Source organism: Bradyrhizobium sp. HKCCYLRH2047, assembly GCF_051168175.1.
GTDB lineage: Bacteria > Pseudomonadota > Alphaproteobacteria > Rhizobiales > Xanthobacteraceae > Bradyrhizobium.
Map to the genome: position 1 here is coordinate 85764 of NZ_JBNPUM010000001.1, position 16245 is coordinate 102008.

The following is a 16245-nucleotide window of genomic DNA, read 5'->3' on the forward strand; positions in this document are numbered from 1 at the left end:
ATGCTGGGCATGAGATGTCACGTTGTCCACCCCGAAGGCGTGGATGGCCGGCCGGAGCCGGCCACGACCTCTAGCGATCAGGCGAAGGTCTTGGCGAAGCCTTCGACCACCGCCTTCAGCTTGGCGGCGCTGTCGTCGGACAGATCCTTGCTGTCGCGGATCGCGTTCAGGAGGTCGGCATTCTTGCCGCGCAGCAGCGACAGGAGGCCGTCCTCGAAGGCGCGCACCTTGCCGAGCGGAAGCGCGTCGAGATAGCCGTTGGTGCCGGCCCAGATCACGCAGACCTGCTCTTCCATCTTCAGCGGCGAGAACTGCGGCTGCTTCAGGAGCTCGGTCAGGCGCGAACCACGGTTCAGCAGGCGCTGGGTCGAGGCGTCGAGGTCGGAGCCGAACTGCGCGAACGCGGCCATCTCGCGGTACTGCGCCAGCTCGCCCTTGATCTTGCCGGCGACCTTCTTCATCGCCTTGGTCTGCGCCGAGGAGCCGACGCGCGACACCGACAGACCGACGTTCACCGCAGGACGAATGCCCTGGAAGAACAAATCGGTCTCCAGGAAGATCTGGCCGTCGGTGATCGAGATGACGTTGGTCGGAATGTAGGCCGACACGTCGTTGGCCTGCGTCTCGATGACCGGCAGCGCGGTCAGCGAGCCCAGACCATGGTCCTTGCCGAGCTTCGCAGCGCGCTCCAGCAGGCGGGAGTGCAGGTAGAACACGTCGCCCGGATAGGCTTCGCGGCCCGGCGGGCGGCGCAGCAGCAGCGACATCTGGCGATAGGCGACGGCCTGCTTGGACAGATCGTCATAGATGATGACGGCGTGCATGCCGTTGTCGCGGAAGTACTCGCCCATCGTGCAGCCGGTGAACGGCGCGAGATACTGCATCGGGGCCGGATCGGAGGCGGTCGCGGCGACGACGATCGAGTATTCCAGCGCGCCCTGCTCCTCGAGCACCTTGACGAACTGGGCGACGGTCGAGCGCTTCTGGCCGACGGCGACGTAGACGCAGTACAGCTTCTGGCTCTCGGGAGCGCCAGCGACGTTCAGCGGCTTCTGGTTCAGGATGGTGTCGAGCGCGATCGCGGTCTTGCCGGTCTGGCGATCGCCGATGATCAGCTCGCGCTGGCCGCGGCCGACCGGGATCAGGGCGTCGATTGCCTTCAGGCCGGTGGCCATCGGCTCGTTGACCGACTTGCGCGGAATGATGCCGGGCGCCTTGACGTCCACGCGCTTGCGCTCGGTGAACTGGATCGGACCCTTGCCGTCGATCGGGTTGCCGAGCGCGTCGACGACGCGGCCAAGCAGGCCCTTGCCGACCGGCGCGTCCACGATGGCGCGGGTGCGCTTGACGGTCTGGCCTTCCTTGATCTCGCGGTCGGCGCCGAAGATGACGACGCCGACGTTGTCGGTCTCGAGGTTCAGCGCCATGCCGCGGGTGCCGTTCTCGAACTCGACCATCTCACCGGCCTGGACGTTGTCGAGACCGTAGACGCGGGCGATACCGTCGCCGACGGACAGCACCTGTCCGACTTCGGTGACTTCGGCTTCCTGCCCGAAATTCTTGATCTGGTCCTTGAGGATCGCGGAAATTTCCGCGGCGCGGATGTCCATCAGCCTGCCTCTTTCATCGCGTGCTTGATCGAGTTGAGTTTGGTGCGAAGCGAACTATCGATCATGCGGCTGCCGAGCTTGACGACGAGCCCGCCGATAATCGCTGGATCGACTTTCACGTTGAGCGCGACGTCCTTGCCGGTCACCGTCTTCAGTGAGGCCTTCAAGGCGTCGAGATTCTTGTCCGAGAGCGGCTCGGCGACGACGACGTCGGCCGTGGCCTCTCCCTTATACTTGGCGACCAGCGCGTTGAAGGCGCGGATCACGTCGGCGACCGCGAACAGGCGGCGGTTGGTGGTCAGCACACGCAGCACGTTGGCGGCGACGCCGGCGATGCCGGCCTTGTCCAGCACCGCATTGAGCGCCTTGAGCTGCACGTCCGCGCCGAACACCGGGCTGCGGACCAGGCGCTTGAGGTCGGCGCTCTCATCGAGAAGGGCATTGAACTTGTCGAGATCGGCCTTGACCGCATCGACGGACTTTTCGTCACGGGCCAGTTCAAACAGGGCCGTCGCGTAACGACCGGACACACCGGATACGGAGGGATCTTCAGCAGCCACAGACGTGCTCTTTTTATATGCGCCCAACCCACAAGAGGGACACCGGCGCGCCGCTGCGGCGCAAACCAGTTAAGCCCTTGGAATTCAAGCAGGACTTTGATTTTCGATCGCCGCAAGAGCAGCTTGATCACGAAAAGCGGCGCTTTGCTAACATAGCGTACGCGCAGCCGCAACAAGCGGTGGCCCGCTATTCGGCACCTTGTTGCCGCGCTGCGGTCGGAGCCCGGGACGGACCCGGAAGCGGCGCGATCGCCGCCGGCGGCGCACCCCGAACCCAGTACCGACGATCCGCGTATTCGTTCCGCCTGTTGCTGCATGGCCGCTATGTCCGTTTGGCCTTGACTGTCGCCTTGGCGGCTCCAGCGGCGATCGGCCGGATCGATATCAATTACTTGGCAACATCTTCACAACCTCAATGACGACTTAACACGACAGTACTTGAAAGTATTAATTAGTTACTGAAGCGTTAAACGGGCGGATTACGGAATTTTCGGTGATGAAGATCACCAGTCCCAAGATATTCCGATCCGAGCGGAACAATTTCTACTGCCCCATTCGTGCCTCATTGCGACATCAAACGGCGCGCGCCTCAACACCTGACGGGGGTCCACTGGCTGCAGAACGCAGCAATACTGTTTCGAGGGACAGATCCAGATGCTGAAACTGAAGAACCTCTCGGCTGGCAAGATCGCCGGCTCGCGCACCGCGCTCGCTGTTGCCGTGACGCTGATCGTCGGCGGCAGCGCCACCGAAGCCTCGGCCCGGTCCAGGCACCACCATCACCACGCGCGCCACCACCATCATCATATGGCGCGCCAGGCCGCCCAGCCCGCGGCAGACTCGTTTTCGAACGGCTGGTCGAACAACTCGTCCTGGATGAACGCCAACGCATCGGTCGCGCCGTCGTCCGGAACGGGCCGCACCTTCTCCGGCATGGCATCGTACTACGGCAACGAGTCCGGCAGCCGCACCGCATCCGGCCAGCGCATGAACGCCAATGCCATGACCTGCGCCCACCGCTCGCTGCCGTTCGGCACCAAGCTGCGCGTCACTCATGGCGGCCAGAGCGTCATCGTCACTGTCAACGACCGTGGCCCATTCATCCGCGGCCGTGTGCTCGACCTTTCGACGGGCGCCGCCCGCGCCATCGGCCTGACCCGCGCCGGCGTCGGCCGCGTCACCGCCGAGGTGGTGTCGTAAGTCACCCATCTATCCGCGCGTCATTGCGAGCGCAGCGAAGCAATCCAGGGCTCCTTTGGGACTCTGGATTGCTTCGTCGCTTCGCTCCTCGCAATGACGGCGGTGATGGCGTGCCTTGTGCTACAAGAAGCTCTGCGGGTCGACGTCGACCTCGAGCTTGAGATTGCCCCTGGGCTTCTCCGCATGCGCCAGCCAGTGGCGCAGATAATCCGACAGATCGAAATTGCGCGCCGACTTGAGCAGCAGCCGGAAGCGGTAGCGGCCCTTGATGACGGCGAGCGGCGCCTCGGCCGGTCCGAGCAGCAGCACGCCCTCCTCTGAAGGCGCTGACGCCACCAGCCGGCGCGCGAAGCCCTCCGCGGTCGGCCTGTCCCCTGCCGAAATGATCAGGCTCGCCAGCCGGCCGAACGGCGGGTAACCCGTGCGCTCGCGGACGTCGATTTCGCTGGTGTAGAACGCCTCGCGGTCGCAGGCGATCAGCGCCTTCATGACCGGATGCTCGGGCTGGTGCGTCTGCAGATAGCCCCTCCCCCTGCCCTGCTCGCGGCCGGCGCGGCCGATCACCTGGTTGAGGAGCTGCCAGGTGCGCTCGGCGGCGCGCGGATCGCCGTTGCCGAGGCCGAGATCGGCGTCGACCACGCCGACCAGATTGAGCCGAGGGAAGTTGTGGCCCTTGGCCACGAGCTGGGTGCCGATGATGAGGTCGACGCGGCCTTCCGCGATCTCCGTGAGTTCGGCGCGCATGGTCTCGATCGAGGTGATCAGGTCGCTCGACAGCACCATGCTGCGCGCGTCGGGAAACAGCGCGGCCGCCTCCTCCTGCAGCCGCTCGACGCCCGGGCCGACCGCGACCAACGATTCCTCGGCGGCGCAATGCGGACAGGCCGGCGGCCGGGCCATCGAGAACCCGCAATGGTGGCAGACCAGGCGCTGGCGAAAACGATGGTCGACCAGCCAAGCGTCGCAGATGGTGCAAGCAAAACGGTGGCCGCAGGCGCGGCACAAGGTCAGCGGCGCATAGCCGCGGCGATTGAGAAACAGCAGCGCCTGCTCGCCGCGCTCGATCGCGGTGCGGATCTCACCCGCCAGCCGCGGCGAGATGTAGCGGCCGCGCGGCGGCGGCTCGCGCCTGAGATCGATCGCTTCGATGTGCGGCATGTGCTGGCCGCCGAAGCGCGACGGCAGCGCGACGCGCTGGTAGCGGCCCTTGCGCGCATTGACCTCGGTCTCGACCGAGGGCGTCGCTGACGCCAGCACGACCGGGAATTTGGCGATGTGGCCGCGCACCACCGCCATGTCGCGGGCGTGGTAGTGCGCGCCCTCGTCCTGCTTGTAGGCCTGGTCGTGCTCCTCATCGACGACGATCAGGCCGAGATCGGCGTAGGGCAGAAACAGCGCCGAGCGCGCGCCGACCACGACCGGCGCCTCGCCGGCGGCGATCGCCGCCCAATTGCGCTGGCGCGTGCGCGGCGTCAGCTCGGAATGCCATTCCAGCGGGCGCACGCCGAAACGGCGCGAGAAGCGGTCGAGGAACTGCCCGGTCAGCGCGATCTCCGGCATCAGGATCAGCGACTGCCGGCCGCGGCGGACGGTCTCGGCCACCGCCTCGAAATACACCTCGGTCTTGCCGGAGCCGGTGACGCCATCGAGCAGCGCGACCTGAAAGCCGCCATCGGCGGCCAGCGCCCGCATCGCCTCGACGCCGGCCAGCTGCGCGTCAAAGAACTCGGGCTGGGCGAAGGACGGGTCCGGCGTCGGCGGCGGCAAGGCCCGCGGCATCGCCTCGACCGTCAGCGTCCCCTCGTCGACCAGGCCGTCGATCACGCTGCTGGAGACGCCGATCTCGCGGACGAGGTCGGACTTTCCGTGCAGCAGGCCATCCGACACCGCCTCGATCACCCGCCGCCGCGCCGGCGTCAGCCGCTTTGGCGGCTCGCCGACCAGCCGGACGCCGAGGCGAACGCGCTCCGGCCCGAGATGCTCGCCCATGCGAAGGCACATCCGCAGCACCATGCCGCGCGGCGACAGCGTGTAATTGGCGACCCAGTCGACCAGCGACCGCAGCTCCGGCTTGAGCGGCGGCACGTCGAGCTTCTCGCTGACGTCCTTCAGCCTGTTGTGCAGTCGCGGATCGGGATTGGCGTTCTCCGCCCACACCACCGCCAGCACCTCGCGCGGCCCCAGCGGCACGCCGACGACATCGCCGGGCTTCAGCGCCATGCCGCGCGGCACGCGGTAGGAATAAGTGTGGTCGAGCGCGACCGGAACCAGCACGTCGACCACGCCGGCCGTGCTGACTGCACCTGGAAAGAGATCGGTCGGGCGGTCCATGAGGGCGGAGATAGCCTTGCTCGGGCTGAAGCGAAAGCCGCCCGGCAAAGTTAGCGAACGGTAAAGGACGAGGATGCGATATATATAGATGAACCGACGGGTTGAGACCGAGCTTCTCGCCGCGAGCGCCGCTGCGCTCCCTCGCCCCACTCTTGCGGGGAGAGGGCTGGGGTGAGGGGCAGACGCACGGGACGTGTTCGCCGTGAGACCTGTACCCCCTCACCCGGATTGCATCTGACGATGCAATCCGACCTCCCCCCGCAGGCGGGGAGAGGCGCAGACCGCATTCGCGGCGGCCGACAAGCTCGCAGGACCTTGTCCCATCGCTGGGCACGCACGCATGGCAAAGCAGACGCGACCACCTGAAACGGATGCCGACGATGCGCCGGAGTTCTCCGACCTGATCGGCGCCGATGACGGCGTGGTGCGCGCGATGATGCAGTGGCTGGCGCATCTGCGCAGCGAGCGCCGGCTGTCCCCGAAGACGGTCGAGGCGTATGCCCGCGACCTGCGGCAATGCCTGCAATTCCTCTGCACCCATTGGGGTGAACCGGTGACATTGGCGCGCTTTGCGGTGCTGGAAGCCGCCGACGTCCGGGCCTTCATGGCGATGCGGCGCGCCGACGACATCGCCGGACGCTCCCTGATGCGGACGCTGGCAGGCTTGCGCTCGTTCGGTCGTTTCCTGGAGCGCGAGGGCAAAGGCAAGGTCGGCGCCCTCTCGGGAATCCGCGCGCCAAAGATCGCCAAGAGCCTGCCGAAGCCGCTGCCGATGGACGCCGCCAAGCGCCTCGCCGATGCCGACGAGCGTGCCGGCGAGACCCGCGAGACCTGGGTGCTGGCTCGCGACGCCGCGGTCATGGCGCTGCTGTATGGCTCCGGCCTGCGCATCTCCGAGGCGCTCGGATTGAAACGCCGCGAGGTGCCGCGGCCGGGCGAAGGCGACGTGCTGGTCGTGACCGGCAAGGGCAACAAGACGCGCATGGTGCCGGTGCTGCAGAACGTGCTGCAGCTGATCGACGAGTACGCCAGGCTCTGCCCCTACCCGCTTCCGGGAGCTGGGCCGATGTTCGTCGGCGCCAAGGGCGGTCCGTTGAGCCCGCGCATCATTCAGCTCGCGATGGAGCGGCTGCGCGGCGCGCTCGGCCTGCCCGACAGCGCCACGCCGCACGCGCTGCGCCACTCCTTCGCCACGCACCTGCTGTCGCGCGGCGGCGATCTGCGCGCGATCCAGGAGCTGCTCGGCCACGCCTCGTTGTCGACCACGCAGATCTATACCGGCATCGATTCTGAACGGCTGCTGCAGGTCTACGCGTCGGCGCATCCGCGGCGCTGACACCGTTCCGTCACATCGTTTCCCTTGCGCGACCACCGTGGTTCCGGCAATCGTCTCCCTCGCTTGATCCGGAGGGGAACAGATGAGCGCACATGAGAGCATGGAGCATGCGGAGCACGCCGAGCATGCGTCCGGCGAGAACAAGAAGATCGCGCTGCTGATCGCCGTCATCGCGCTGTTCCTGGCGCTGTCGGAAACGCTCGGCAAGGGCGCGCAGACCGAATCGATCAGCAAGAACGTCGAGGCATCCAACCTCTGGGCCTTCTTCCAGGCCAAGACCGTGCGCCGCACCGTGGTGCAGACCGCGGCCGAGCAGGGCAAGCTGAACCTGCCGGCGCTGCCGGACGAGGCGGCCAAGGCGGCGTTGCAGAAGCAGATCGATGACTGGCAGAAGAATGCCGCGCGCTATCGTTCGGAGCCGGAGACCGGCGAAGGCAGCGAACAATTGGCCGAACGCGCCAAGCATGCCGAGCACGAGCGCGACGAGGCGACGGCGAAATATCACCACTACGAATTGGCGTCAGCCGCTTTCCAGATCGGCATCGTGCTGGCGTCGGCGACGATCATCACGGGAATGATCGTTCTGGCCTGGGCCTCCGGTGGGCTCGCGCTGATCGGGATCGCCATGACGCTGCTCGGCCTGTTTCAGCCGCATCTCTTGCATCTGCATTAGCCACGAAAGCCGTCATTCCGGGGCAAGGCCACAGGCCTTGAACCCGGAATCTCGAGCTTGGCTTGCGTTCATTCTCAACAATCTCGAGATTCCGGGCTCAATCGCCGGCACGCTGCCGCTTTGCGGCTGCACACGGAGGATTGCCCCGGAATGACGCGGGTGGTAAGCAGGCGAATGATGCCGCCCAATGGCTCTTCTTGATCAGCGCGCCTGCACGCTGCGGCGGAAGCGCAGGATCTGGCGAACCACGCGGGCCGACCAGCCGCGGGTATTGCCCCGAAGCAACTCGCCGACGACCTCACGGACACGCTGCTTGATCGGCTCGACGAGGGCCGAGGCTTTGCTGCGCAGCGTGAGCACGGCCTCATACAGCCAGGCGAACCAGCCCATCTGCAGCAGCTTGCTGCGCGTGACGTCGAAGATGAATGCGGTGACACCGACACCGACGATCTTGCCGGACACGATCGTGGCCAGCGCGAGCTTCCACTGATGGTGCATCAGCAGCCACATGCCAAGCAGCTTGAGCGGAAACAACAGCACGACCGGCACGACGAAGACGATCAAGGTCAGCGCCGGAGACAGCGTTTCGATCCGCGCGGCAAGCCAGTGCTTCAAGCTCCGCAGCGGAATCGCGGCGACGATGCGCGCCACGACCGGCTCCAGATGGTCCCACAGCCAGGCCTCGATCAGGAAGATGATCGCAAGCAGAACCCAGAACGGCTGAAGCAGGCGGCGCAGCATCGGACTCCATCTCCGCCGGGCCCCGAGGGTTGAGGCCGCTATGACGATAGGACCTCGCGCCTTGCCGTTCGGTTCAGCGTCATAAGCGGGGCGTTTTGTCGCACCCACCTAAGGCGCCTCCGGGCGTCCATCACATATGGATGGCCCGCTTACCCACCGCAAGCGCGGCTTCCTTGACGGCCTCCGAGCGCGTTGGATGCGCGTGGCAGGTGCGCGCAAGATCCTCAGCAGAGCCACCGAACTCCATCAATACGGCGGCCTCGTGAATTATTTCCCCGGCTTCGCGGCCGATGATATGGGCGCCAAGCACGCGATCGGTCTTCGCATCGGCGAGGATCTTCACGAAACCGTCAGTGGTCTGGTTGACCTTGGAACGGCCGTTCGCGGTAAACGGAAACTTGCCGACGGTATAGGCGACGCCGGCCTGCTTCAGCTCGTCCTCGGTCTTGCCGACGGAGGCCACTTCGGGCGTGGTGTAGACCACGCCCGGAATGACGTCGTAGTTCACGTGGCCGGCCTGGCCCGCGAGAATCTCCGCGACAGCGACGCCCTCGTCTTCGGCCTTGTGCGCGAGCATCGGGCCCGCGACGACGTCGCCGATGGCGTAGACGCCGGGCACGCTGGTCGCGAAATGATGATCGATCTGGACGCGGCCGCGATTATCGATGATGACGCCCGCTTCCTGCAGACCGAGTCCCTCGGTGTAGGGCACGCGGCCGATCGCCACCAGCACGACATCGGCTTCGATCTTTTCAGCCGCTCCGCCCGCTGCGGGCTCGATGGTCGCCGACAGCGTCGCGCCCGACGTGTCGACGCCGGTGACCTTGGCGCCGAGCTTGAACGCAAAGCCCTGCTTTTCGAGGATGCGCTGAAATTGTTTTGCGATCTCGCCGTCCATGCCGGGCAGGATGCGGTCGAGGAATTCGACCACGGTGACCTTGGCGCCGAGGCGGCGCCACACCGAGCCGAGCTCAAGGCCGATCACGCCGGCGCCGACGACGAGCAGGCTCGACGGCACCTTGTCCAGCGACAGCGCGCCGGTCGAGGACACGATGCGCTTCTCGTCGATCTCGATGCCCTTGAGGCGCGCGATGTCCGAGCCGGTGGCGATGACGATGTTCTTGGTCTCGACGGTCTGCGCAGCACCGTCATTGCCGGTGACCTGCAGCTTGCCGGTGCCGAGGATCTTGCCCTTGCCCACGAGCACGTCGATCTTGTTCTTCTTCATCAGGAACTCGACGCCCTTGACGTTGCCGTCGATGCCCTGCTGCTTGAAGTTCATCATCGCCGGCAGATCGATCTCCGGCGCCGGCACCTTGATGCCCATCTTGGCGAAGGAGTGCCCGGCCTCCTCGAACAATTCAGACGCGTGCAGGAGCGCCTTCGACGGCATGCAGCCGACATTGAGACAGGTGCCGCCGAGGGTGGCGTTCTTCTCGACCACGGCCACCTTCATGCCGAGCTGCGCCGCGCGGATGGCGCAGACATAACCACCGGGGCCGGTGCCGATGACGACGAGATCGTAGTTAGCCATGATCGAATGTTCCGTAAGCTTTGTAGTCAGAGATGATGACGGTCGTCAGCGTCCGCCCGACACGTCGAGAATGGCCGAAGTGACATAGGAAGCCTCGTCCGACAGCAGCCAGACGATGGCATTGGCGATTTCCTCCGCGGTGCCGACGCGCTTCATCGGCACCATCGGCGCGAGGCGATGGGCGCGATCGGGCTCGCCGCCGGAGGCGTGAATGTCGGTGTCGATCAGGCCGGGGCGAATGGCGGCGACGCGGATGCCCTCGCTCGCGACCTCGTGGGCCAGACCGATGGTGAAGGAATCGATCGCCCCCTTCGAGGCGGCGTAGTCGACATAGGTGTTCGGCGAGCCGAGCTTGGCGGCGACCGACGACAGGTTGATGATGACACCACCCTGGCCGCCATGCCGCGTCGACATCCGCTTCACGGCCTCGCGGGCGCAGAGGATGCTGCCGGTGACGTTGACCGCCATCAGCCGCTCGATGCGCTCCGCGCTCATCTCGTCGACGCGCGAGGTCGGGCCGACGATGCCGGCATTGTTGATGAGCGCGCCGAGCGTGCCGAACTTGTCGGCGGCCTTGAACAGCGCGAGGATGTCGTGCTCGCGGCCGACGTCGCATTTGACGGCGATCGCCTTGCCGTTCTTGGCCTCGATCGCGGCGACCGTGCTCTGCGCTGCCGCCTCGTTCGAGGCGTAGCCGACCACGATCTTGAAGCCGCGCGCCGCGGCGGCAAGGGCAGTGGCGCGGCCGATGCCGCGGCTGCCGCCGGTGATCACTGCAACCCTGTCGGTCATGCTGGCCCCCGTTAGGTCTGAGGCGCGCTGCCAGGCGCGCCTCAATTCGTCAAGTCGTCGTTCGCCTCAGAGATCCAGCACCAGCCGCGCCGGATCTTCCAGGCTCTCCTTGACGCGCACCAGGAAGGTCACGGCTTCCTTGCCGTCAATGACACGATGGTCGTAGGACAGCGCCAGATACATCATCGGCCGGACCTCTATCTTGCCGCCGACCACCACCGGCCGTTCCTGGATCTTGTGCATGCCGAGAATGCCGGACTGCGGCGCGTTCAGGATCGGGGTCGACATCAGCGAGCCGTAGATGCCGCCATTGGTGATCGTGAAGGTGCCGCCCTGCATCTCGTCGATCTTGAGCTGACCGTCGCGGGCGCGGCGGCCGAAATCGGCGATGCCCTTCTCGATGTCGGCGATCGACTTGTGGTCGCAGTCGCGCACGACCGGGACGACCAGTCCCTTGTCGGTGCCGACGGCGACGCCGATGTGGTAGTAGTTCTTGTAGATGAGATCGCTGCCGTCGATCTCGGCGTTCACGGCCGGGATGTCCTTCAGCGCCTGCACGACGGCCTTGGTGAAGAAGCCCATGAAGCCGAGCTTCGAGCCGTGCTTCTTCTCGAACACATCCTTGTACTGGCTGCGTAGCGCCATGACGTTGGTCATGTCGACCTCGTTGAAGGTCGTCAGCATCGCCGCGGTGTTCTGCACGTCCTTGAGGCGGCGCGCGATGGTCTGGCGCAGCCGGGTCATCTTCACGCGCTCCTCGCGCGCGGCGTCATCCGCCGGCGACGGCGCACGCACTTGCACGGAAGCCGCCGGCTGATTGACCGGGGTCGGGGCGGAGGCGGCGCGCTCGATCGCCGCCAGCATGTCGCCCTTGGTGACGCGGCCATCCTTGCCAGAGCCCGGCACGGTGGTGGCATCGACGCCGCTCTCGGCGGAGAGCTTGCGCACCGACGGGGCCTGCGGCGTATCGGCGGGCAGCGCCTTGGCCGGCGCTGGAGCGGCAGCAGGGGCAGCCGCGGCGGGCTTCGCCGGAGCCGCGGCGGGAGCAGCAGCGGCCGACTTCGCAGCGGCCGCGCCATCGGTGATCTGGCCGAGCAGCGCGCCGACGGCGACGGTCTCGCCATCCTTGGCGATGATCTCACCCAAGGTGCCGGCCGACGGCGCGGGCACCTCGATCGTCACCTTGTCGGTCTCGAGCTCGACGAGGGGCTCGTCGACCGCCACGGCGTCGCCGGCCTTCTTGAACCAGCGGCCGATGGTGGCTTCGGTGACGGATTCACCCAGCGTCGGAACGCGAATTTCAGTCATGGTCTTTGTCCTCAATAACCCGTGCGGTCATAAAGCCGGTCCGCCATCGCCTTGCGGCGGGCAAGCGATGCGGGACGGACGATCAACGCGATGTACTTGCGCCCCGCAGGTTGCGGGGCGCGTCAAAAAGGCAGGTTCAGTTCAAGGCTTCGTCGAGCAGCGCCTTCAGCTGGGCGAGATGCTTCGACATCAGGCCCGTCGCGGTCGCTGCAGAGGCGGCACGGCCGGCATAGCGCGGACGCTTGCTCTTGCCGCCGGTCTGGTTCATCACCCATTCCAGATAGGGCTCGATGAAGTGCCAGGCGCCCATGTTGCGCGGCTCTTCCTGGCACCACACCACTTCGGCGTTCTTGAAGCGGCCGAGCTCGGCGACCAGCGCCTTGAGCGGCACCGGATAGAGCTGCTCGACGCGCATCAGGTAGACGTCGTTCAGCCCGCGCTTCTCGCGCTCGTCATAGAGGTCGTAATAGACCTTGCCCGAGCACAGCACGATGCGGCGGATCTGCTCGTCCGGCACCAGCCTGGTCTTGTCGTCCGCCTGCATCTGCGCGTCATCGTACAGGATGCGGTGGAACGTCGTGCCCTTGGCGAGCTCCTCGAGCCGCGACACCGCGCGCTTGTGGCGCAGCAGCGATTTCGGCGTCATTACGATCAGCGGCTTGCGGATCTCGCGATGCAACTGTCGCCGCAGCACGTGGAAGTAGTTCGCCGGCGTGGTCGGATAGACCACCTGCATGTTGTCCTCGGCGCACATCTGCAGATAGCGCTCGAGGCGTGCCGACGAATGCTCGGGGCCCTGGCCCTCGTAGCCGTGCGGCAGCAGGCAGACCAAGCCGGACATGCGCAACCATTTACGCTCACCCGACGAGATGAACTGGTCGAACAACACCTGGGCGCCGTTGGCGAAGTCGCCGAACTGCGCCTCCCACAGGGTCAGCGCGGTCGGCTCGGCGAGCGAATAGCCGTATTCGAAGCCGAGCACGGCTTCTTCGGACAGCAGTGAGTTGATGACCTCGAAGTGGCCCTGCTCCGGCGCCAGATGGTTGAACGGCGTGTAGCGGCTCTCGTCCTCCTGGTCGATCAGCACCGAATGGCGCTGCGAGAAGGTGCCTCGCTCGCTGTCCTGACCGGAGAGACGAACCTTGTGGCCTTCGAGCAGCAGCGAACAGTACGCCAGCGCTTCGCCGGTCGCCCAGTCGAGCCCGATGCCGCTGTCGATCGCCTTGGCGCGGTTCTCAAGGAAGCGCTGGATCGTCCGGTGCACGCGGAAGCCGTCCGGCACCTTGGTGATCTTGCGGCCGATCTCCTTGAGGCGGTCGATCTCGACGCCGGTAACGCCGCGGCGCGCCTCCTCCTCCTGGTCGGCGGATTTGAAGCCTGCCCACTTGCCGTCGAGCCAGTCGGCCTTGTTCGGACGATAGGACGTACCGGCCTCGAACTCGGCGTCGAGACGGGCGCGCCAGTCGGCCTTGGCCTTCTCGACCTCGCCCTCGGTCATCACGCCTTCGGCGACCAGACGCTTGGAGTAGATCTCCAGGGTCGACGCATGGGCGCCGATCTTCTTGTACATCACCGGCTGGGTGAAGGCCGGCTCGTCGCCCTCGTTGTGGCCATGCCTGCGGTAGCAGAACATGTCGATCACGACCGGCTTGTGGAATTTCTGCCGGAACTCGATCGCGACCTTGGCCGCGAACACCACGGCCTCGGGATCGTCGCCGTTCACGTGGAAGATCGGCGCGTCGATCATCTTGGCAACGTCGGACGGATACGGCGACGACCGCGAATAGCGCGGATAGGTCGTGAAGCCGATCTGGTTGTTGACGATGAAATGAATCGAGCCACCCGTCCGGTAGCCCTTCAGGTCTGATAGCGCGAAGCACTCCGCCACGACGCCCTGGCCGGCGAACGCCGCGTCGCCATGCATCAAGAGCGGCAGCACCGAGATGCGCATGTCCGGCGGATCGCCGTGCTGGTCCTGCTTGGCGCGGACCTTGCCGAGCACCACGGGATCGACGATCTCCAGATGCGACGGATTGGCAGTCAGCGACAGATGGATGCGGTTGCCGTCAAACTCGCGGTCCGAGGAGGCGCCGAGGTGGTACTTGACGTCGCCGGAGCCTTCGACCGCGTCGGGATTGGCCGAGCCGCCCTTGAACTCATGAAACAGCGCGCGATGCGGCTTGCCCATCACCTGAGTCAGCACGTTGAGGCGGCCGCGGTGCGGCATGCCCAGCACGATCTCCTTCACGCCGAGATTGCCGCCGCGCTTGATGATCTGCTCCAGCGCCGGAATCAGCGACTCGCCGCCGTCGAGGCCGAAGCGCTTGGTACCGGTGAACTTGACGTCGCAGAACTTCTCGAAGCCCTCGGCCTCGATCAGCTTGGTCAGGATGGCGCGACGGCCCTCGCGGGTGAACGAGATTTCCTTGTCCGGTCCCTCGATGCGCTCCTGAATCCAGGCCTTCTGCGCGGCGTTCGTGATGTGCATGAACTCGACGCCGAGCGTCTGGCAGTAGGTGCGCTCGCAGATCGCGACGATCTCACGCAGGCTGCCGTATTCGAGGCCGAGCACGTGATCGAGGAAGATCTTGCGGTCGTAGTCGGCCTCGGTGAAGCCGTAGGAGCGCGGATCGAGTTCCTCACGGTTGCGCGGCGCCTCGATGCCGAGGGGATCGAGCTTGGCGTGGAAGTGGCCGCGCATGCGGTAGGCGCGGATCAGCATCAACGCGCGGACAGAGTCGCGGGTGGCCTGATTGACGTCGGCCACCGACAGTTCGACGCCCTTCGTCTGGGCCTTGGCGGCGAGCTTCTCGCCGACCTTCTTTTCGACGACGGCCCAGTTGCCGTCCAGCGCCGAGGTCAATTCGTCGCGGGGGGAGACCGGCCAGTTGCTGCGCGCCCAGGAGGGGCCCGACGCATTCTTCTGCACGTCGGCCGGCGCGTCCTTCAGGCTCTTGAAGAACTCCTGCCACTCCGGGTCGACCGAAGCGGGGTCCTTCTCGTAGCGGGCGTAGATCTCATCGATGTAGGTGGCATTGGTGCCCTGCAGAAAAGACGACAGGGCGAAGGCGGCGTTCGCATCTTGGCGAGACATGGTGGCGTCCTGGTAATTTCGATGCGCCCAATCAAAACGGCGCAATGCCTGACCCGCGGGGGACGCGGATCAGGCTCGGGTTAGGACCGTTTACCTTATTTATTGTAAATATTCGCGCCGAAAAGCACTAAGTCCTGAATCAGGATTTCAACTTTTCGACAAGCGTCTTGCCAAGCCGCGCCGGAGACGGAGAGACTGTAATACCAGCAGCTTCCATCGCAGCGGTCTTCGAGCCGGCATCGCCCTTGCCGCCCGAGATGATCGCGCCGGCATGGCCCATACGGCGGCCGGGAGGGGCGGTGACGCCGGCGATGAATCCGACCATCGGTTTCTTGCGGCCGCGCTTCGCCTCGTCCTTGATGAACTGTGCCGCGTCCTCCTCGGCCGAGCCGCCGATCTCACCGATCATGATGATCGAGGTCGTCTTGGGGTCGGCCAGGAACATCTCGAGCATGTCGATGAACTCGGTGCCCTTGACCGGGTCGCCGCCGATGCCGACCGCCGTGGTCTGGCCCAGGCCCTCGGACGTCGTCTGGAACACCGCTTCATAGGTCAGCGTGCCCGAGCGCGACACGATGCCGACCGAGCCGGGCTTGAAGATGTTGGCCGGCATGATGCCGATCTTGCACTCGCCGGCGGTCATGACGCCCGGGCAGTTCGGCCCGATCAGGCGCGACTTGGATCCCACAAGCGAGCGCTTGACGCGGACCATGTCCAGCACCGGGATGCCCTCGGTGATGCAGACGATCAGCGGGACCTCGGCGTCGATCGCCTCGCAGATCGCGTCGGCCGCGCCCGGCGGCGGCACGTAGATCACGGATGCATCGGCGCCGGTGGCCTCGCGGGCCTCCTTGACGGTGTCGAAGACCGGCAGGCCGAGATGGGTCGAGCCGCCTTTGCCCGGCGAGGTGCCGCCGACCATCTTGGTGCCGTAAGCGATCGCCGCCTCGGAGTGGAAGGTGCCGTTCTTGCCGGTGAAGCCCTGGCAAATGACCTTGGTGTTCTTGTCGATGAGGATGGACATCGTGCTTTCTCTAAAAGCGTTGCGGTGAGGAATGAGCGAGCG

Annotated in this window: 13 protein-coding genes; 4 read left to right on the forward strand and 9 right to left on the reverse strand. The window is 65.9% G+C overall.

Features of this window, described 5'->3' with window-relative positions; translation table 11 throughout:
- Positions 1-77: 77 nt before the first annotated feature.
- Complete coding sequence (atpA, locus tag ACQR1D_RS00395; RefSeq protein WP_172112905.1) at positions 78-1610, reverse strand: F0F1 ATP synthase subunit alpha; 1533 nt, start codon at positions 1608-1610, stop codon at positions 78-80.
- Complete coding sequence (locus ACQR1D_RS00400) at positions 1610-2170, reverse strand: F0F1 ATP synthase subunit delta (protein WP_315800691.1); 561 nt, start codon at positions 2168-2170, stop codon at positions 1610-1612. Before ACQR1D_RS00400 ends, atpA begins: the two co-directional genes overlap by 1 nt.
- A 77-nt stretch (positions 2171-2247) precedes the next feature.
- On the opposite strand from ACQR1D_RS00400, the gene ACQR1D_RS00405 reads away from it, so the two are divergent.
- Positions 2248-2589 (forward strand): hypothetical protein, encoded by a 342-nt coding sequence (locus ACQR1D_RS00405; RefSeq protein WP_434838848.1) that lies wholly within the window; start codon positions 2248-2250, stop codon positions 2587-2589.
- 235 nt (positions 2590-2824) lie between these two features.
- Positions 2825-3370 carry a septal ring lytic transglycosylase RlpA family protein gene (locus tag ACQR1D_RS00410; protein WP_316215523.1) on the forward strand — a complete coding sequence of 182 codons (546 nt, stop codon included), beginning with the start codon at positions 2825-2827 and terminating at the stop codon, positions 3368-3370.
- A gap of 120 nt (positions 3371-3490) precedes the next feature.
- On the opposite strand, the gene ACQR1D_RS00415 is transcribed toward ACQR1D_RS00410, so the two are convergent.
- On the reverse strand, positions 3491-5701 hold the full coding sequence (locus ACQR1D_RS00415) for a primosomal protein N' (protein WP_434838847.1): 2211 nt from the start codon (positions 5699-5701) through the stop codon (positions 3491-3493).
- Positions 5702-6134: 433 nt separating this feature from the next.
- Between ACQR1D_RS00415 and ACQR1D_RS00420 the strand changes: the two genes are divergently transcribed.
- Together ACQR1D_RS00420 and ACQR1D_RS00425 are read left to right on the forward strand one after the other, a co-directional pair.
- Complete coding sequence (locus ACQR1D_RS00420) at positions 6135-7037, forward strand: tyrosine recombinase XerC (RefSeq protein ID WP_434838895.1); 903 nt, start codon at positions 6135-6137, stop codon at positions 7035-7037.
- 82 nt (positions 7038-7119) lie between these two features.
- Positions 7120-7710: a DUF4337 domain-containing protein gene (locus tag ACQR1D_RS00425; protein ID WP_315800696.1), complete on the forward strand. Its 591-nt coding sequence runs from the start codon at positions 7120-7122 to the stop codon at positions 7708-7710.
- Between the two features lie 201 nt (positions 7711-7911).
- On the opposite strand, the gene ACQR1D_RS00430 is transcribed toward ACQR1D_RS00425, so the two are convergent.
- From ACQR1D_RS00430 to sucD, 6 genes are all read right to left on the reverse strand, one after another.
- Positions 7912-8451 (reverse strand): hypothetical protein, encoded by a 540-nt coding sequence (locus tag ACQR1D_RS00430; RefSeq protein WP_316180326.1) that lies wholly within the window; start codon positions 8449-8451, stop codon positions 7912-7914.
- Between the two features lie 130 nt (positions 8452-8581).
- Positions 8582-9985 carry a dihydrolipoyl dehydrogenase gene (lpdA, locus tag ACQR1D_RS00435; protein WP_315800698.1) on the reverse strand — a complete coding sequence of 468 codons (1404 nt, stop codon included), beginning with the start codon at positions 9983-9985 and terminating at the stop codon, positions 8582-8584.
- 45 nt (positions 9986-10030) lie between these two features.
- Complete coding sequence (locus ACQR1D_RS00440) at positions 10031-10777, reverse strand: SDR family oxidoreductase (RefSeq protein ID WP_315800699.1); 747 nt, start codon at positions 10775-10777, stop codon at positions 10031-10033.
- Between the two features lie 66 nt (positions 10778-10843).
- Positions 10844-12085 (reverse strand): 2-oxoglutarate dehydrogenase complex dihydrolipoyllysine-residue succinyltransferase, encoded by a 1242-nt coding sequence (gene odhB / locus ACQR1D_RS00445; RefSeq protein WP_315800700.1) that lies wholly within the window; start codon positions 12083-12085, stop codon positions 10844-10846.
- Between the two features lie 136 nt (positions 12086-12221).
- Entirely contained in the window at positions 12222-15179 is a 2958-nt protein-coding gene (locus ACQR1D_RS00450) for a 2-oxoglutarate dehydrogenase E1 component (RefSeq protein ID WP_434838846.1), read from the reverse strand.
- A gap of 139 nt (positions 15180-15318) precedes the next feature.
- The gene (gene sucD / locus ACQR1D_RS00455) at positions 15319-16203 is read right to left on the reverse strand and encodes a succinate--CoA ligase subunit alpha (RefSeq protein ID WP_172112915.1); all 885 of its coding nucleotides are present in this window, start codon (positions 16201-16203) and stop codon (positions 15319-15321) included.
- Positions 16204-16245 lie beyond the last annotated feature (42 nt).